Consider the following 18,608-nt stretch of genomic DNA (forward strand, 5'->3'; position numbering starts at 1 on the left):
ACTCTTCAAGGTTTAGAGCAGCAAACCACGTTCTGGCTATAGGTTAAGCAAGGCACAGGTCAACAGAAATAATGCACAAACAGAGAGATGTGAGAAGCGAAAATTCTCTCTGTTTGTTGGAAGAATAGTTAGTACAGTTCTTCTTCTTGATGGGTCATGATTGTGCAGTCAGAAGTGGGGTAGGCAACACAGGTTAGTACATAGCCTGCTTCGATCTGGTCATCATCTAAGAAAGACTGATCAGACTGATCAACCGTACCAGATGTTATCTTACCAGCACAGGTTGAGCAGGCACCCGCGCGGCAGGAGTAGGGCAGGTCAATACCTTGCTCTTCAGCCGCATCCAGAATGTACTCATCTTCAGGCACGTCGATCGTGGTATTTAGCCCTTCAGCTTCGTTAATTAGCGTGACTTTAAAAGTAGCCATGCGGTGTGGTCCTCTCTATATGTAGAAACGGCGTTGATTGCCTTCTGAAATGGTTGACTTAAGTTTTACCAATACTTGGTTTAGACCGTCTGCCAACTACAATTCTGATACTACGGGAAAATTTAGGAGTTATAACGGTCAATTGGCGCTTTAGTGTATGGGATTCGTAATAAAAACTGTCCATTTAATCTACTTATACTTATAGGACGTGCCAAATGAAGGGAGTTCGGGCACGGAAAGAGGGCAACAGCCCTTAAGGGGGCTACTGGCTAAAACTCCTCAATGTCTGGCTATGGCTTTGCCGCAGGTTTCTTTGCACCAGTTGAAGAGCCAAGGCAGGGTTGTTACAAATATTCTACAACTGGGATAAAATCGTAAGGGGATCTTGGCGGCTGAGTAATTCAATCTGCTCTTCTAAGCGATCGCACGCCCAGCGCACCAGTCTTAACCCATCCTCCCTAGAAATTTCACTAGTAGTTGGTGCAAACTCCTTTAAAAGCTTGGCTTCGGTCGTTTGGTAGTGATCGAGCGAAGACCGTAGTTTGGTGAGATAGTCTGCGCCTTCGCCCCCTTGCGCTGCAAACGCTAAAACAGAGTCTAAGTAGGCTTTGACATCTGCATTCTTCATGCCCTCGGTGACTGCTGCATAAAACAAGTCGCCATTGAGGTAGGCGAAGTCAGGGATGACAAGCTGATGGTCAACGGTTTGAAAGACGCGGCTGCCCTCCGCAGGTCTCACCGTCCAGCCTTCTCGCCTTACCCGATCGGCAGCGTTGTACACCAGGGTTGCGATCGCTAACGTGACTTCTGGAAAGTCGCCATCGGTTGCCCGTAGCTCGACTGTGCCTTGACGATTGAGCCGAACCGGATTCCACCCCGATCGCAGCAAACTGCCGCCCGCATTTAAAAACAAATGCCGTTCAACGCCTGCTCGATCCATGGCGGCTAGCCAGGTATAGTAGCGCTCAAACTGCATCTCTACTAAATGCTCAATGCTCGCAGCATAGGGTCGAAGCCCACCGACCTCAGGCAGATGCGTATAAACACCTTCCCACCCAAAGGCTTCACTACCGCGATAATGAACCGTGCGTGCTGCCATTTCCAGGACTCGACCCTCGTAAAATAAGCTGGCGCTTGCCATGGCAATTAAAGCGGGATCAAGGGCTGTAGCTAAGTTATAGAGATTGAGTAGCTCTTCTCGCGCTTCGGCAGTAGCGGTGTAGGAAACGCCAACCCGCGTATCGATGGTTCCGGGTGGTAGATCGAGGTGGAGATGAGTGCCGACGCATCTGCCAGCATTGAGGAAGCGATCGTAGCCTACTGTTCGGGCTTGAATATGATAGTTTGGCTCATCGCGAATCACGGGCATGATGTGCAGTGGATATTGCGATAAGGGATAAAGCCTAAGATCTAGCGCGTGAGCCGCACGCAGCGCCAACTTGAGGTTTTCTAAATACTCCTGTGCCAACTCTTTGAGCGACCAAGCCGGGGGAGTGTTGAGTTCGACGATGCTTCTGACAAACTCAGGCGCAAAGTATTTAGAATCGCGGCTTTCTGCCTGGGCGATCGCATGACACTGCCTCAGAAATTCATCTGCCCGATCGGATAAAACTCCATCGCGATCGACTAAGAAGAACTCTTGTTCAAGCCCGATGCGACGCTCAACTGTTTTGTTCATAAGCAGAGTTGGTGTCAGCCCAGATGCCTAAGTTCAATACTTTACTAAAAACTTTGTTGAAAACGATTTGTGAAACTTCATTCAAAAGCGCCGCCAAGTTAGCAAACAATATTTTCTTACTGCTTACATCCCCTACAGGAGGTAAATCAGTTCTGCCATCGTCAAAACCGCCCTGCCGTGGCGCACTCTGCTCTGGAGTAAAGGGTTTCTGTGAAAAGATAGAGCGCGATCGCGGGTTCTCTCCACCACTGTACAGATACAGCAATTCCCAAGCATGTCTTAAAGTTAGCGCCATAGGACACTGCGAGAGGCGCACACAGTTATGCCAGATATTGGTAAAGAAGCCATTAATAAAACGGCGGAGATCGGGATCAAAAGCCAGCTTGACGAAGTGGAAGAGGTAGATGTTGAGATTGAAACTGATCCGTTAAAGCTAGTTTCTGGGCAGGTTGATCACGTCTCCATCAAAGGAGAAGGCATGGTCATGCAGAAAGATCTGCGAATTGAGGAGATGAACCTAGAAACCGGAAGCGTTGCCATTAACCCTCTCAGCGTTGCTTTTGGCAAAGTTGAACTGACCCATCCCACCGACGCTGAAACTCTAGTGACATTGCTAGAGGCTGATATTAACCGCGCATTCAATTCTGATTTTGTGCGGGCTAAGATGCAGAATCTAGACGTGCATGTTGATCAGGAACTCGCCACAGTAGATACCCAAAGTCTAAAGTTTGGCTTGCCTGGTGAAGGTAAAGTTGCGCTAAGCACAGATGTGATTTTGCAGAATTCTAACGAGAGGAAACAAGTTTCTTTTACAGCGATTCCAAAAATCATCGATGCAGGGCAGCAGGTGGTTCTAGAAGATGTGCAGTACGCCGATGGGCAAGAGTTGTCTCCAGAATTAACCCAGGCTCTCCTGCAACAAGCTACCGAGTTGCTAGACCTACGAAACTTTGAGCTTGAAGGCATGTCACTAAAACTCAAAAAATTAGATGTCCAGCGCGGAAAAGTCGTTCTTCAGTCAGAGGCGCATGTTGAACAATTTCCTTCATCGTAAGCGTAAATGGCACTACTCATTTTTTGGGAGAACACAATGCCTGAAACTCCGAATATTCCTCTATTGGTTGAAAGTGATGAAGCGGAATACCGTGATAGCGGTGTACCCAGCACCGTTCATATCGCAAAGCACCCACTGCACCCGCTGATTGTGACCTTCCCGATCGCGTTCCTGACCGGCGCGCTAGCAACAGATGCTGCTTACTGGCTCCTAAATGATGCATTTTGGGCAAGAGCTTCATTTTGGCTCATTGCGGCAGGGTTAATCGGGGGGCTTGTTGCCGCTGTTACGGGCATGAGCGATTTTTTAAGAATTGGTCGTGTGCGTGAACACAGTGCAGGCTGGGCACACATGGTAGGCAACATTGCCGCCTTAACGTTGACCGCCGTAAACCTCTGGTTGCGGTGGAATGACCCCGTAACCCCAATTGTGCCAACTGGGCTTCTGATCTCGCTATTTGTAGCCGCTCTGCTAGGCGTGACAGGGTGGTACGGTGCAGAACTTGTTTATCGCCACAAAGTTGCTGTTATTGGTAACGGTCCCAATGGCAAACCAACCCTGTAGTTTTTTATAACGTCAGTTGCATGGTCGTGGCTTGACTGCATTCTCATGCTTTTGACTTATCAGCTATTACTTCATCCGAGGGAGGCGTTCAAGCCTCCTTTTCTCTAGCATTTTTAGTAGCAATGGTTTAGAAGGTAAAAATTATGAATGAAGATGCAAAGCCTGGATATGACGAACCTGGTATTAATCAACCTATGACCCCTGAAGAGGTTGATCCTCAGCAAAAGCGTGAGCAAAAGCAGAGATTGGAAACAGAAAATTTAGCATCTAATCCAGGCGATCGCATTGATCCAAACCAGTCTGTGGAGGAGAAGGCAAAGCAGGTAGCGGTGGATGCTCCTGATATTACAGGCGACCATATCACCGTTCCCGAATATTTTGTCTTTGACATGCCTCCCGACGGGGAAGAAAAAGCCCTCCATCACGTCAAAGACGCTGAAGAGATCTCTGACTTGATTCGCGAGGCGCGAGTTGATGAAGAAGGTAACCGAATTTGGCGATAGCTGGTAGTAGGAAACTGTGATTTAGCAGTACCAAGCGCTAGGGCAGCGAAAAGTTATTGCCTAAGCGCCCTTGAGCTTGAAAACTAGACTGGTTATCGGATCTGATTATGATATTTCAACCACCTCTGTAAACAAATACATAAAAAAGGGGGTAGTGTCAAAACTATCCCCTCTAATGCTTTTTATCCTCAACGTGCTAACTGTTGCTAGAAAGCAGAACTTCACCTTTGAGCATGCGTTGGGCGGCATCTAGCAAAGCTTCCTCCAAATAAGGCTTGGTGAAGTACCCGCTTGCGCCTAACGATGCTGCCATCTGACGATGACGATCAGCCCCGCGCGACGTTAACATTGCGATCGGTAAATTGCTCAAATTTGGGTCTTTCTGAATTCGTGAGAGCAACTCTAGTCCGTCCATTCTTGGCATCTCAATGTCACAGAAGACGATATCACATGGCAGCCCAGATCGCAGTTTCTCCCACGCCTCCTGACCATCGCGAGCTTGCTCTACCCGATATCCAACTTTGTTAAATGTCATTGAGAGCAATTCACGTACTGTAATTGAATCATCCACAATAAGAACCATAGGTTCGGTCTTCGCAGTTACCGTCTCAGCTATGCCCTGAGCTACCCCTTGCTCCCACATGCTGCCGACATCACGACGAATACGACCCATAGAGAGATCAATCAGTTCCAGCACATCGGCGATCGGCATAATCCGACCGTCTCCCAAAACCGTTGCACCCGCTACGCCGACTGGTTTGGGTATAGGGCCTTCCAGTTGTTTGATGACAATTTCTTGCTCGCCTAACACCTGATCTACTTGAAGGGCAAGATAGTTGCCTGCGCTCCGTAGCACCACAATCGAGACCATATCATCATCTTGACCGCCCCCGTAGACTGTTCCTCGGCTGAGGTGACGGCTATAAGCTAGAAGCTCATTGAGCGGATGTACTGGAAGCACAATATCACGCCATGCGATCGCAGGTTGCCCCTCGGCATTGATTTGCAGTCGCTCTTTAGGCACATCTAACATATCCTCAACGCCATCCATCGGGAACGCGATCCGAGCGCGATCGCTAATGCAACACAAGGCTTTAGAAATACTCAGCGTCAACGGCAACCGGATCGTGAACGTCGTTCCCTTACCCTGCACAGAGTCGGTGTTGATCGCTCCGCGAATTTCGCTGAGGCTTGTTCGCACAACATCCATGCCAACCCCGCGCCCTGAAAAGTCATCTGCTTGATCCTTGGTGCTAAATCCAGGATGGAAGAGCAAATCGTAGATATCCAACCGAGATAAGGATTGGGCTTCGGCTGAAGTAATCAAGCCCTTCTCAACCGCTTTTATTCTCACCCGCTCAATATCAATGCCAGCCCCATCATCCGAGACAGAAAGAACGGTTTGGTTGCCTTGGTGAAAAGCCCGAATCGTAATTTGTCCAGTCGGAGACTTTCCAGCCCGTTGACGAATTTCTGGTGATTCGATGCCGTGGCTAATGGCGTTGTTCACCAGATGGGTCAGGGGATCGTAGAGATGCTCTAAAATCATTTTGTCAATCAGCGTATCTCGACCATCAATCACCAATTCTGCTTGTCTGCCACACTTCATGGCAATGTCTCGCACAGCACGCGGCAAGCGATCGGCAGCTTGGGCAAAGGGAACCATTCGAGAGCGGGTTAACCCTTCCTGAAGCTGAGTTGTGACCTGTCGGAACATGCGAGTCACTTGATCCGTTTCATCGACGATGAACTCGATGTCTGACGCAGATTCGCGGACTCTCACAATCAGTTCGATCATCTCTTGAGACAGCGAGTGAAAGCCTGTAAATCGATCCATTTCTAGAGGATCGTACTCAACTCCTGTGGGGCTTGTATCCACCCGGTGACGCTCAGGCGAACCAAAGGGGGTACGGTGATGCTGGCGGCTGGCTAATAGCGAGCTTTCGAGCAGCGATCGCTCGTATAGATCTTGCATCCGTTGACCAACGTCACTGAGTTGCTGTACTTGATAAAGCAAGTTATCCAGCGATTGTCTCATGCGCTCTTGGTCTTGTTCTAAGCTGTTGCGATTGACAACGAGTTCTCCCACCAGGTTGCTGAGATTATCGAGATGTTTGACCGGAACTCGCATAGTCTGCTCGCTAAAGCCTTTCGCAGGGCGAGATGTGCGGCGTCCTGACGATGAGGAAGCAGTTCGACCTTTGGAACCTGGAGAACCGCCCATGGTCTTGTTGGTGTCCTCCAACATTTTCTCTAGATCGTCAAACTCTGCATCGGTTTCCGAGGAAGAAGCGGCTCTAGGTTGTGGAGTGCCGAACACATCAGGGGCATCAGACAAAAGCGACTCAAGATCGGCGAAGTCATCTTCGGCGGTGAAGCTAGATGGGGGAGAGGAGTCTAGCAGTGCATCAAGATTGTCAAACTGAGCTAAAGCATCGGCTGCGTCAAGCACCTGATCGAGATCATTGAAATCATTGTCATCTAAATCATTGGCTGATGAACTCGCCATCTCAAACGGGTCATCCTCTAGCAAGCTATCCAAATCATCTAGATCATCAAGCTCCATCTCATCTGAGCTAGATGGCAGTGGTTCTTGGTGCAAAGGCTCAAAACTTGAAGCTGCGATCGCGCCTGATCCTGCAATTCCATTTTCCAAATATAAGTCATGCTCTAGCTCTACATTTTCATCAGCAAAAATGTTATCAAGCAAGCCATCTAGCTCGTCCAGACCATGGGTATCATCTTCAGAAGGCTCCAAGCGTTCTGAACCCAAGCCCGAACTATCAAGATTTGAATCGTCGTTACCTGCATCCACATTCAAGCCATCAAGCCCTAAGTCGGTGCTGGCAAAATCTGTAGAAGCCTCCTCAGATTCAAAGCCTAAAAGGTCTAAATCCCTAGTATTTAAGTCATCAGTTGCAAGAGTTAAAGAAGGTTCTTCTGCAAAATCAAGCCCTTCAAAATTCAGCCCCTCAAAGGCTAGGCTCTCAAAGGATAAGCTGGCGTTAGAATCGACTGCCCCATCAAAAGCCGTTTCTTCTAAGCTCTCTAGGTCAAATCCATTCGATAGTTCATCTTGAGCACCCAACAGAATAGAGGCTTCAGAAAGGTCGAGAGTCAAATTTAAATCTTCTAGCTCTAAAGAAGGGGCGTCCTCGAAGATGCCAACTTCTTCAGAAACATCAGTAGTCTCAGCCGTTAGACTGGTCAGGAAGTCATCCTCTAAAGAAAGCTCCTCTGATGAAGTCGGCTGTTCTTCAAAAAGTAATGACTCGTCTAAATTCAAGCCTTCCTCAGCATCAGCTACCCCCAAACCCAGCAGGTCAGTTAGCTCTTCTCGGTCGCTTGCTAACGGTTCTATTTCAAAGAAATCTAGCTCATTAGAATCTAGCTCATCAGATAGAGTGGCGATTTCAGGCTCAGCAGTAATTTGCTGTAAACCGGCAATTTCTGACTCCGGCAGATCGAAACTATCGGTCGGTAGTGCATCTAGGGGAGCAGTTACATTGGTGATGCCATCGAACTCGGCATCAAGCGAGCTTTCAGTTTTAAGTATTTCATCGAGGTCTACTGTGGCAGACTGCGCGGCTAGGGAATCTAGCTCTAGTTGCATCGGATCTACTGTGGTAGATTCGTTTAGCAAGTTATCTAAACTCTCTGAATCGACGGTTTCTGAAAAGTTATCACTCAGCCCTTCTAGATCTTCTACATCAAGTTCTGACCCCAAAGAATTTTCCGAGAAAAATTCCTGCGATCGCGCTTCTAACCCTGCCAAGTTCAGCATTTCTAAACTCAGAAGATCGTCTTCTAAGCCTTCTAAGCCCGGTATCAGAGCTACAACCTTATCTGCTGCTTCACCTTGAGGAGTTGTCTCCAAAGGTTGTTCATCGAAAGATATTTCCGAAGCGTCAAACGATAGGTCAGAGTCTGTCTCTAATAAACCATCCAACAAGCCTAATTCATCTGCAAACAAGCTATCTGATGATTCTGAGAAATCATCTAAGCTGAGATTTATCTCGTCTGTTGCAGCAGTCTCAACTAGCAAAGAATCTAGCGCCTCTGAAGGAGTAACTTCTAAATCAACCTGGGGCAGAGCAAGGGTGTCAAACTGTTCCGAGTCTGTTTCAGATAGCTGAGTTGGTTCTAGATCAGCAGTCAGTTCTCTTAGTAGATCTAGATTTTGATCCTCTACGGTTTCAGAAAAAATAGGCAACTCTAGCTCTTCTACATCTAGCTCTTCTACAGTGGAGGGAGAAGTCGATTGATCACTGTCCCAAGGATCATGTAGTGAGGCTATGTCTGCAAAACCATCCTCAACCGTTGGTGCGATCGCAGGTTCTGACAGATCGATTTCTTCTAAAAGCGAATCAACATCTGAGTTCTCAAAAAGAGAGAGATCGCCTTCTTCTAAACTGGCAAATGAATTGTTAAATGGATCAAGCGAGTCTTCATCACCCAACAGGGTTTCAGCCTCCGCAGACGCTGGGTCAAACAGGCTGGTGAGGGAAAACTCATCGAGCGACTCCTCAGAGGACTGATCGTCTAGCAAACCACTACCAGCAGAGTCAAAACTTAAGTCACTCCCATCTAACCCTGCAAATAACTCACCGAGATCAACCAGAGAGCTAGTTGGGTCGCCTGCTTCTGCTGCAAGCCGATCAAAGCCTAACTCATCTGAAGACTGGGTAGTGTCAAGCTCTAGTGTGCCCAAGTCTTCCAAATCTGTCGAAACCCCGATGGTCGATGCGTCGCTGTTGCCGGATAGATCTACTAATAGCTCGTCATCTGCACCTGAGATTTCGTCTGCTAGCAGATCAGGGATTTCAAAGCGATCGCTGACCCGCTCAGCATCATCAAACGCTTCTAATAAATCATCCCCAAATAAACTAGTTAAATCCTCGTCTGAGTTAGACGAAACGGTCTCGCTGGCTGAAGGGCTGTCAAACAATAAATCTGCAAAATCGTTAGAGTCTTGATTGAAACCGTTAGAGGAATCCCCTTTAGATACCGCCGCCGCACGGATCACTTCTTCCTGTTGCCAAGTAGAGCCTAAATCTGGAACTTCCCCTTCAAACAGGTCAGCCAAACTATTCAACTCTGCCATGCCCATTTCAGGACCATTGCGATCGCTGCCGCCAAGATCTGAAAGAGTGCTGCCACTCTGCTCTGAGGCATTGCTCAGGGAGCGGTTTACCTCTTCAACGGTAATCGATGCCAGATCGGGAAGATCAAACAGCCCTTCAAGATCTAAATCCGTCGGTTCTACAACATTGGAAGACGCAGTTGTGACCAAATCTAACTCGCCGAGTTCACCGAGATCAAAGTCAGACGATTCCGCGTTAGACAGGTCAAAGCTACTGAAATCTAGCTCATCCGCAGCCTTTACGTCCGAGAGGTCAAAGCTACTGAAATCTAGCTCATCCGCGGTCTCTACACCGTCTGCGATCGTAAAGAAGTCTGCCAAATCTGCATCGGCAGCCAAAGTGTTAGTAGCAGGGGCTAGCGCTTGCAGTTCTGCGCTAGGAGCGATCGCCGCTGCCCGCCCCATCAACACCAGATTTTGCGCCTGCTTAATTTCCTTGATCACAATCGGCGCTAGGACACGGTAAGAATTGTCAGGATGCGCGATCGCCTGGCGCGCCACTTCTAGCAAATGGCTCCACTGCGTCAACCCAAATGCCTCGCCCAAATCCTTGAGTCCTTGGCACTGGTCTTGCAAGCGATCGCGCCCATCAGACACCACTTCAGCCTGTCGAAATAGTTGCAGCATCTCCCGCAACTGGGTTGAAATATCGTTTTGAAAAATCAATACTAACGCATGGTCTGCCAACGGCGTTTCAGCTTGAACAATAGTTCCTGCATCAAACTGCTCTGATTGTTCTGCGGTTGCCGCCTGGCTTTCTAACAGCGCAAAGTAATGATCAAGCTCTTCAAAAACTGGCTGGGCTTCAGCCATCGTGGCATGGGCAGTTTCTTCCGTTAAGCCCGCAGGCGTTTGCAGTTGCTCTAATAACGCTTGCAGCGTATCAAAAATTTGCAATAGAAGTGTTTCTAAATTTTGATCTAGCTTAACTCCAGGGGTTTCTTTTAGAAGTTTGAAGTAGTCTTCAAGGCGATGGGCAGTTTTTTGAATACTGCTTAACCCCAACATCGCCGCTCCGCCTTTTACAGAGTGGGCTGCCCGAAACACCTCATTCACCATTTCTGGATCGTCAATGGTGCTTTGCAGATTCAACAAACCCTGCTCAATGGTATTGAGGTGGTCTTTTGCCTCCTCAATGAAGTAACCCATGATTCGCTGCTGTTGTTCCGGCTGCATCGCAATGTCCCTTTCGTTAGATTGAGTGGTCTCCGTCGAGCCAACTCCGGAGCGATACGGAGTCTGGTGTTTGAGAAGATGGATGATCTTCCCTGGAGGTTCAATCGCTGGGCTAGATCATCACGTTGGTTAGAATCGCCGTTTTGTGAGACGGTAAGATTCTAAGTAGTTGGCTTTACTGTAGCCGACGAATCCTAGATGGACACATAAATTCTTCCCATCTAGGGTTGTTTCCGTTCGATTGTCTCTACCCGGAACCGCTCTACTGAGGTCAGTAGGTCGCGAGCAACACCGACCAGACCTTGCAAAGAGCCTGATACCCGTTGTGCTTCTTGAGACGTTTCTTGGGCCGTCAACTCTACCGATTGCATCACCTGAGACACGGCTCGTGACGTTTCGGTTTGTTCTACCGTATCGGCGGTAATCGAGCGCACCAGCGTATCAATGACGCTAGAGACTTGAATGATATCTTCTAGCGATCGCTTGGCTTGTTCTGCTAGTCGAGTTCCCTCAATCACCTGCTGAGTTCCTTCTTCCATCGCGGTCATCACAGAACCAGTTTCCCCCTGAATTTGTAGCACGATTTGCTCAATTTCTTTCGAGGCTTTTGCAGCGCGGTCAGCTAGCTGGCGCACTTCATCGGCTACGATCGCAAATCCTCGTCCTGCTTCTCCTGCCCGCGCCGCCTCAATACTGGCATTTAGCGCCAACAGATTCGTCCGGGAAGCAATTTGCGAAATTAACGCCACAATCTTAGAAATTTCTTGAGAAGACTCTGCCAAACGTTTCACCTTGCGGGTCGTTTCAGCTACCGTCTCACGAATTTCTAAAATACCAGCCACCGTGCGTTCTACGGCTTCCCCGCCCTTGAGAGCGGTCGATGACGCTGTCCGTGCAACTTCTTCAGCCTCACGAGCGCTTTCCGCTACCCGTTGGATCGAGTCTGTCATCACTTGCACAGAATTCAGGGTCACTGCAAGTTCTTCAGCCTGTCGTAATGCATCCGAGGACAAACTACGTGCAAAGGTTTCGTTTTCCGTCGAACTCTTACTCACCTGTCGGGCAGCTTGCTTCACCTGTTGCACAATTTCACGCAGGTTTTGAATTGTCAAGTTAAACGAGTCTGCCACTGCACCGAGGACATCGGCAGTCACCTCTGCCTGAACCGTTAAATCGCCTCGTGCCGCGCCTTCTACGTCATCTAGCAGGCGAATTACCTGGCGCTGCAAGTCTTCTTTTGCTTGTTCTTGCTCTTCTGCCTTGCGCTGGGCCTCGCTTGTCGTGGTTAAAATAACCCGGGACATTTGGTTAAATTCAGCCGCAAGTTCGCCCAGTTCATCTTCTGCATAAACCGTTGCCCGAGCACTCAGATTTCCTTGGCAAACCGATTCAAACTGGCTCTTGAGATCATTGGTCGATCGCTTCATTTGTCGAGCGGTCAACTGCCCAACTGCTAAAGCAGTACCACCACCACATACTCCACCTGCCAATGCCATCAAGATTCCAGTGGTTCGGAGTTGAGAAACAACCGCCGTATTGTTTTGCTGGGCAGCAGAATTTGCAGAGACAAAGCTTACAGCGGCAACTGCAACAGCTGAAACAATTCCTGATGCCAGGGCTGTAATCACCTGCTTAGAGGCAAACGAGGCATTTTCCAGGGGAGCTAGCCAACCTTGCTCTACAGTGGGAGTCGGTTCACTTGGCTGAGTTTCTAGCTGAGTAAAGCTAGGAATTTGCTCGGTAGAACCTGCAATATTAAACAGTTCATCTTCTCGAATAGTGGAAGAACGCCCATTCTCCCCAAAGTCAATGTTCGCTCCCTCCATTGGGGTTTCGATGCTGCTAGAAAAGCCAAACCCGCTCCCTACAGAAGGGCTGGTGAAGCCAGCCGAATCTTCGGACAGATCAAAGTCAGATAAGTTACCCAAGTCGTCAAAATCATCAAAGTCGTCTAAAAAGTCGGCACTGCTTTGATTGCCGGCTGCGGGGGGCGCAGGAGTGCCGCCATTGCTGCTGCCTGATCCCGTGTAGAGAGAGTCTAGACTCTGTTCGGCAGCGGAGGCATCAAACCCGAGATCGGTAGATTCGTCATAAAAGTTAGGACTTCCCATAAACAGGGTGTCTTCCCCCATTGTGCGGGGATCGAAGTCCATCATCCGATTGCTTGCAGCACCGCCCACTGAGGGGGAACTACTTGATGGCTCTGCCTGAGGCATAAACGATTGGAAGTCGGCGCGATCGTCTTCCTCTTCAACCGCGAAAATGCTATCGAACTCCTCTAAAACGGTTGACGTTCCACCGCCAGTATGGTCGGCATAATGAGAATCGCCCTCAAGAGAGAGATGGTTTGCATTGGGCTTAGGGCTATGAGCAGAGGTACTTGCTGAAAACGGGTTATCTCCGTCAGATTCTTCTGGCGGAGTGCTTTGATTGGCAACCGGATCAGCAAACGGAGATTCACTAAATGAAGCTGCTCCCTCTGCATCAAAGGGAATATCGTCTAGCGCATAGTCTTCGGTGAGAAACTCAGACGGTGCAGCATCGTTAGGCAATGCTGCAAACTGATCGAAGGCGTTGTGATCGGTCTCTAAATCAGTGTTTGCAAAATTATCTGCCAAAGCCCCCGCAAATTGACCTGCATAGGCTAAACCGCTATTGGCATAATCGACAAACTCCGGATCAGACGTAAGATGTAGCACCGATTGGTACTGCTCTTGAGCTACGTCATATTGCTGGAGACCATAGCAGTAGATATGACCGCACAATAGCCGAGCGCTTGGTTCTTGGGGATGATCGTTGACCAAGCGATCGACAAGTTCAGCAGCCTCTTGATACTTGCCCTGCATGTAGGCGCGTTCTGCCTGTTGATACTCTTGGGCAAATTCAGTCCCTCTTGCCATGTGGCTCCTCCTGCGTGTACGCCGTTGTGCTAAAAGCTCTGCTGCAAAGATTTGGTAAATTGCAGAGCAACTTTGGAAAAAATTGGGCAGTGGGTGTAAAGTGAGAATAATACATTTGATAAGAATCAGCGATCGCTACGCTCATCAAAGCACTCATCAAAACATAAATTGTTGACTTAGGCAGTCGGAAGTAGATAGCTAACCCTGGGTTAAAAAAAGATTTTTCTTCCCCCCACACATCTATCTTTACAAAAGCATTCCCAGGTTTCTGAAGAAAGCGATGATTAGACTCGATTCTACAGAGATTTTTCGGGTTTAGAGCAATCTTCATGCTGCCCACCGCGCTGATCGCAAAATAGAAACCTGATCTAGCAGTCGCAAAAGCTGTTGACTAGCTTCATCCATCACCCACTCTCCTCTGAGAAAAGGCGAAACGCTGTCAGGAACGGCTGTCGGCATTTGAACATTTTCGATATCGAGCCAATCCATCCCGACAATGCGATCGACCGCGAGACCAAGCATAATATCTTGATCTTCGATCGCAATGACAGAAATCTCAGGCTTATCAGTATTCAGCGGAACAACATCACCCAGAAATTGCCCCAAATCTGCGACCCACACGACCCGACCTCGTACGTTTAACGTTCCGAGAAGCAGGGGTGAAACATTAGGAACGGGGGTAATGCGATCGGGGGACGGAGAAAGCACCTCTCGAATTCCGGTTGCAGGTAAGGCAAATTCGGTTCCTGAAGGCGTATAAAAGCGCAGATGCAACTCACCTTCTGGGCTTTCAAGTTCCTGAAATTCGGGTGCTTGATCCTGTCCCCGACCTGTCAAAAAATCTGGATTTCCAACCATCACACCTGTTTCTAACCTCGCAACAACTGTTTGACTGTGCCTACGAGTTCGGTCGGCTGAAAGGGCTTTGCAATATAGGCGTCTGCGCCTTGCTTCATGCCCCAGTAGCGATCAAACTCTTCCCCTTTTGAAGAACACATCACAACAGGCACTGCCTGAGTTTTGGGGTCTGCTTTGAGCCGACGGCACACCTCATACCCGTTCATACGAGGCATTACAATGTCCAGCACCACTAAGTCGGGACAGGCCTCTTGAATGTGTTCCAACGCTTCGACCCCATCAGTTGCGACGGTCACCGTTAATCCACTGCCCTTGAGCAGATCCGTAATCATTTCCCGTTGCGTGACGCTGTCTTCCACGACCAGAACTGTACTCATAACCCCTTACCTGCTTGCTGGCTGAACCGATGCCGGGAGAAATTGACCCTAGTAACCCAAACGTCGCAATTCTAAAGTACCCTTGAATCTTTAATTAATCTGACATTCACGCAGAACAACTTTGCCATCTCAACTATTTACGTAATATTTAAATTGAGTTCCCCTAAAGCAGAAATAGTCTGACGATTGGGGTCAGAGCGATTGGGTTGCCCTTGACCAACATAGTTTTCTACCAACATTAAAAGCTCGCTCTCCCCAAATGGTTTTGTTAAATAGTCTGTTGCGCCCACCATACGGGCCTTGACCCGATCGATAAAGCCATCTTTACCCGTCAGCATGACAATTGGTATTTGTCGAAACGCGGTAGACTGGTGCAACATCCCACAGAGTTCGTATCCATCTAATTCAGGCATAGTGATATCACACAAAATTAGATCGGGCTTGAGTTGAAATACGCGACTCAAGGCTTTAAGTGGGTCGTCAATCGTACTGACCTCGTAGCCGTGTCGATCGAGAATATACTCAACTGCCTTGCGGACGGTTGCTCCATCGTCGATACACACAATTCGGGGAACTCTGGCAGTCTGCCACGCTCGGAAAGGAGGGCGGCTGGGTGGAGATTCCTCGGATAAATGATGTGTTAGGTGCAACCATCCTCGTTGTACATATGGATAGATTGCCCTAGCAACAGTTAAAATATCGCGATTTAAGTAACGCGCAATTCTACGGAGAGAGGTCTGACCATCGGCATAGCGATCTAGGGTTTGAAAGCTGGATTTAGGTAACCCTTCTTGTAAGGAAGCCGCGTTAGCAATCACCGGACATTGATTTGGAGATTGGATATGAGGTTGTAACTGCTTCCATTCCTGCACTTGCTTGATGATTCTTGTGACTAGAGGCGCAATCTCTAGGGTGGTCAGTTGAGGGGTCAACGGCGTACCTAGCTCGAACACAAACGAGCCTTGGTGAAGACTCAGTAAGTCAAACAGGGTCTCATGAACCATGTTTTGGAGAATGCTGCGTCCTTGAGCAGGGGTAAGGAGATGGTTTTCTAGGAGCGACCACAGGTAGCCGTATTCGGGGGTGTTGAACGTTGCGATCGCAGACGCAGAAGTACGATCCAGCGCTGTTTCTGTCTTATAGCGTCGCAAATAGTCTTTAAGGCGCAACAAGTCGCTTTCTGTCTCGCCAGCGTAAACAATTTGCCCATTCAAAAAAAAGACAAACCATGAAGGAGACGATCGCGGCAATCGAAGTTCAGAAGACATCAATCCACCAAAACCGGAACTACTTGTCGGGTACGCCTGCACAAATAGTTCACCTGTGCGCTGACCAAGTTCGATCAGTTGTAGGATGCTGCGAATATCGATTTCACTCAACTGTCCCTGCATTTAGTTCAACCATTTACCTAAAACGGGTATCTGCACTCAACACAATGTTGCCCTCAAGGGCATCAAGTCTTTCAGATTGACTGAACTGACTCAGCATGGACTTGGACTCGGCGGATGATTATCACACCCTAAAAAACAGTGCATCACATAATTTTTCTCTCAAAATATAGATTTAGATTGTCTATGTTAATAGAGATGCCAATTGCCAAAACATTGTATCCACTAACTCGAATAAAATGACAAATCTTACTTAGATTTGCTAGCTAGCTCAGAAATTACGACTAAAAATAGTTTGCCAACGAGGATGAGCCTTGTTGCCCAATCAGCAGGCAAAGCGTGGAGTGACAAACCAGGATTAACCCACTAACTCGGAGGCTGAATGACGTGTTCAACTAAACTCAGTAAGACCGTTGCAATGCAACAAGCTTGGGCATACTAAGAAAGAGAACGTTGCCCAACCCATTAACTGCACCTTGCAAGTCGTTGGATTGAGTTATAGCGTGTAGCTTCTGACAAAGCGTTACATCATCAAATTTTCGTTGACAGAAGTTCCAAAATACCTGAGCGAATTGAAAAAACTCGGGCAAACTACATCTCTAAGATTAAGCGTAGACACGGAAGAGGGCTATCAGTGTGCTGTATCTAGCAGAAGTCATCCAGAAGAAAGGCGGGATCATGGGTGGTGGCAAGAGCGAATTGAAGCTTCTTGCTTGCCAACGGACAGAGCAAAACTGGTCTGCGGTATCTGGCGACGAGTCAGTTCAGGCTGACGAAGCAAGCCGTTATGGGGCTGGAACTTTGCTGCTGGTTGACTTAACTGCAAGCAAGCAGGTGCAACGCATTCAGGAGGCGGGTCGTCCTCTGGTGAGTATTTTGCAAAATTTCTCGCGATTGCAAGAGCGATTTAAGACCCAGGAAGAAGAAATAGAGCAGTGGAAACAGTCGCTAACTTATCAAAGCCAGGAATTGAACCGTCGGGAAATGGAGATGGAAGCCCGACAGGAGCAACTTCAGCAGATAGAGGCGGATCTTGAGCAATTAGAGCAGCAGCGCCAAGAGTTTGAGGCAACGCGCCAAGAAGTGACCACACAGCAGCAGGAGATGGAGCGACAACGGCAGGAAATGCAGGGCGCTTGGGATCAGTTGCAAGGGCAGAAGCAACAGCTTGAAGAACGCCAGGCAGAGTTGTTGGGGGCTTCGGTGTTAGATGACGAGAAAGCGCAGGTCATTCATCACCTATTAGAGCAACTTTGTCATGGGGGCACGTCGCTCGATGAAATGCACACGCATCTTCAGCAGATTTATGATGTGCTGGGTCAGCAGCAAACGGTTTTGACGCACCATTGGCAGATGCTAGAGCAACATCAGCAGACCGCACACCAGTTGCAGGAGGAGACGGAACAGCAGGCTCAGATCTTGGAGCAGCAGTGGCAAGCGTGGCATCAGGCACAAGAAACGGTGGAGCAGACCAAATCTGAAGCGAAGTCAGAAGAATCAGTATTGCATGCCAAGCAGGAGTATGCTCAGTGCTTGAAGTTGCAACTTGAGCGCTACGGTGAGTTGCACCAAAAACTGAGCCAAGTTGCCGCAGGAGGGGTAGCCCATGAAGCGGTGCAGATTGATCTCCACGCTCTAGAGAACCTGCCTTTAGAGGAACTGCGATCGCTGATCAAAACCTTACAGAAAGAGTTTGATCAATCGTCTCAGTTTGTCCACGGGCAAGAAGAGGAACTAGACCTTAAGGAAAAAGAGCTTGAAGCCCTTAGAACTAAGATTCAGCAGGTAAGCGAGTTTGATCGCATCAGTTTAGAGGCTGAGTTGACCGATGAGCAAGATGCCTATCAGTTTTTGAATGAAACGCTAGTTGGTCAGCGCCGTAGCCTAATTGAGAAAGAAGGGATTTTGCGTCAGCACCGAGCCGTTTTAGCTCGCAAAACAGGAAAGCCTGATCCGACTGCGGTAGAGGGTGGAATTGATGTTAGCCCCGTTTTGGCAGCAATTGAGGCTCAGCGTCAGCAGCAAGCATTGGATCTGCAAACCGTGGAATCGCAAATTGATCAGCTTCGCCATGCCATTCAGCAGGCTCAAGAGTGGGTGAACCCACAGATAGATGAACAGCAAACAAAGCGCTATGAGTTGCGGCAACTTGAAGATGCACTCAAGACTCAAAGAGCTTCCGTCGCAGACGTGGTGGCAAAAGTTGCGCTGTATCAAGAAATGCTTCAACCCCTCCAAGACGCGGTGACTGGAACGCAACAATCTCTAGATGCGATCGCAGCCCTCCTATCTTGCCACCAAAAAATAGGGGTATCTCACCAGCAGACGGTAGAGCAAATGAGACAGGTTGTGAGCGATCTAAGCCTGAATTTGCCCATGCTTAAGCAAGACTAACGAATGGGCGGTCACATCACAATCTCCTACGCGGTTTGCAAGCCGGAGCCGCACAGGAGATTGTTGGTTTTAACGTGAGTTCGACGGATTAAAAGATGGCAGGAGGGAGAGCAGGCAAGCCTTTTGGCTGCAAGTCGAGCGAGGG

General features: G+C 48.6%; 12 protein-coding genes. 4 read left to right on the forward strand and 8 right to left on the reverse strand.

All coding sequences use genetic code 11. From position 1 onward, the window contains the following. Positions 1 to 128 precede the first annotated feature (128 nt). The 3 genes from GS601_RS19505 to GS601_RS19515 all read right to left on the reverse strand — a co-directional run bounded on the left by GS601_RS19505 (position 129) and on the right by GS601_RS19515 (position 2,401). Positions 129 to 428 (reverse strand): ferredoxin, encoded by a 300-nt coding sequence (locus GS601_RS19505; RefSeq protein WP_162424962.1) that lies wholly within the window; start codon positions 426 to 428, stop codon positions 129 to 131. Positions 429 to 783: 355 nt separating this feature from the next. Further along, positions 784 to 2,106 (reverse strand): glutamate-cysteine ligase family protein, encoded by a 1,323-nt coding sequence (locus tag GS601_RS19510; protein ID WP_162424963.1) that lies wholly within the window; start codon positions 2,104 to 2,106, stop codon positions 784 to 786. Further along, on the reverse strand, positions 2,090 to 2,401 hold the full coding sequence (locus tag GS601_RS19515) for a hypothetical protein (RefSeq protein WP_162424964.1): 312 nt from the start codon (positions 2,399 to 2,401) through the stop codon (positions 2,090 to 2,092). The genes GS601_RS19510 and GS601_RS19515 overlap by 17 nt, the downstream gene beginning before the upstream one ends. Before the next feature lie 27 nt (positions 2,402 to 2,428). On the opposite strand from GS601_RS19515, the gene GS601_RS19520 reads away from it, so the two are divergent. The 3 genes from GS601_RS19520 to GS601_RS19530 all read left to right on the forward strand — a co-directional run bounded on the left by GS601_RS19520 (position 2,429) and on the right by GS601_RS19530 (position 4,227). Further along, the gene (locus GS601_RS19520) at positions 2,429 to 3,160 is read left to right on the forward strand and encodes an LmeA family phospholipid-binding protein (protein WP_162424965.1); all 732 of its coding nucleotides are present in this window, start codon (positions 2,429 to 2,431) and stop codon (positions 3,158 to 3,160) included. Positions 3,161 to 3,196: 36 nt separating this feature from the next. Further along, on the forward strand, positions 3,197 to 3,724 hold the full coding sequence (locus tag GS601_RS19525) for a DUF2231 domain-containing protein (protein ID WP_162424966.1): 528 nt from the start codon (positions 3,197 to 3,199) through the stop codon (positions 3,722 to 3,724). 143 nt (positions 3,725 to 3,867) lie between these two features. Further along, the gene (locus GS601_RS19530; protein ID WP_162424967.1) at positions 3,868 to 4,227 is read left to right on the forward strand and encodes a hypothetical protein; all 360 of its coding nucleotides are present in this window, start codon (positions 3,868 to 3,870) and stop codon (positions 4,225 to 4,227) included. A gap of 196 nt (positions 4,228 to 4,423) precedes the next feature. Here GS601_RS19530 and GS601_RS19535 read toward each other — a convergent pair whose 3' ends face one another. The 5 genes from GS601_RS19535 to GS601_RS19555 form a co-directional block, all read right to left on the reverse strand. Then, on the reverse strand, positions 4,424 to 10,546 hold the full coding sequence (locus GS601_RS19535) for a hybrid sensor histidine kinase/response regulator (protein ID WP_162424968.1): 6,123 nt from the start codon (positions 10,544 to 10,546) through the stop codon (positions 4,424 to 4,426). A 221-nt stretch (positions 10,547 to 10,767) separates the two neighbouring features. Continuing rightward, entirely contained in the window at positions 10,768 to 13,446 is a 2,679-nt protein-coding gene (locus GS601_RS19540; RefSeq protein WP_162424969.1) for a methyl-accepting chemotaxis protein, read from the reverse strand. 327 nt (positions 13,447 to 13,773) lie between these two features. Then, positions 13,774 to 14,304 carry a chemotaxis protein CheW gene (locus GS601_RS19545; RefSeq protein WP_162424970.1) on the reverse strand — a complete coding sequence of 177 codons (531 nt, stop codon included), beginning with the start codon at positions 14,302 to 14,304 and terminating at the stop codon, positions 13,774 to 13,776. A gap of 11 nt (positions 14,305 to 14,315) precedes the next feature. After that, entirely contained in the window at positions 14,316 to 14,681 is a 366-nt protein-coding gene (locus tag GS601_RS19550) for a response regulator transcription factor (protein ID WP_162424971.1), read from the reverse strand. A gap of 137 nt (positions 14,682 to 14,818) precedes the next feature. Further along, positions 14,819 to 16,060 (reverse strand): response regulator, encoded by a 1,242-nt coding sequence (locus GS601_RS19555; protein ID WP_338017087.1) that lies wholly within the window; start codon positions 16,058 to 16,060, stop codon positions 14,819 to 14,821. Between the two features lie 645 nt (positions 16,061 to 16,705). On the opposite strand from GS601_RS19555, the gene hmpF reads away from it, so the two are divergent. Then, positions 16,706 to 18,463 (forward strand): pilus motility taxis protein HmpF, encoded by a 1,758-nt coding sequence (gene hmpF, locus GS601_RS19560; protein ID WP_162424973.1) that lies wholly within the window; start codon positions 16,706 to 16,708, stop codon positions 18,461 to 18,463. The last annotated feature ends 145 nt before the right edge of the window (positions 18,464 to 18,608 follow it).

It is taken from the genome of Myxacorys almedinensis A (assembly GCF_010091945.1).
Taxonomy (GTDB): Bacteria; Cyanobacteriota; Cyanobacteriia; order Leptolyngbyales; family Leptolyngbyaceae; genus Myxacorys; species Myxacorys almedinensis.

What these genes read in the sequence shown, in the direction of transcription:
- GS601_RS19535 (WP_162424968.1), bottom strand. Translation starts at nt 10,546, where the DNA reads ATGCAGCCGGAACAACAGCAGCGAATCATGGGTTACTTCATTGAGGAG.
- GS601_RS19505 (WP_162424962.1), bottom strand. Translation starts at nt 428, where the DNA reads ATGGCTACTTTTAAAGTCACGCTAATTAACGAAGCTGAAGGGCTAAAT.
- GS601_RS19530 (WP_162424967.1), top strand. Translation starts at nt 3,868, where the DNA reads ATGAATGAAGATGCAAAGCCTGGATATGACGAACCTGGTATTAATCAA.
- GS601_RS19525 (WP_162424966.1), top strand. Translation starts at nt 3,197, where the DNA reads ATGCCTGAAACTCCGAATATTCCTCTATTGGTTGAAAGTGATGAAGCG.
- GS601_RS19540 (WP_162424969.1), bottom strand. Translation starts at nt 13,446, where the DNA reads ATGGCAAGAGGGACTGAATTTGCCCAAGAGTATCAACAGGCAGAACGC.
- GS601_RS19550 (WP_162424971.1), bottom strand. Translation starts at nt 14,681, where the DNA reads ATGAGTACAGTTCTGGTCGTGGAAGACAGCGTCACGCAACGGGAAATG.
- GS601_RS19545 (WP_162424970.1), bottom strand. Translation starts at nt 14,304, where the DNA reads ATGGTTGGAAATCCAGATTTTTTGACAGGTCGGGGACAGGATCAAGCA.
- GS601_RS19520 (WP_162424965.1), top strand. Translation starts at nt 2,429, where the DNA reads ATGCCAGATATTGGTAAAGAAGCCATTAATAAAACGGCGGAGATCGGG.
- GS601_RS19510 (WP_162424963.1), bottom strand. Translation starts at nt 2,106, where the DNA reads ATGAACAAAACAGTTGAGCGTCGCATCGGGCTTGAACAAGAGTTCTTC.
- GS601_RS19515 (WP_162424964.1), bottom strand. Translation starts at nt 2,401, where the DNA reads ATGGCGCTAACTTTAAGACATGCTTGGGAATTGCTGTATCTGTACAGT.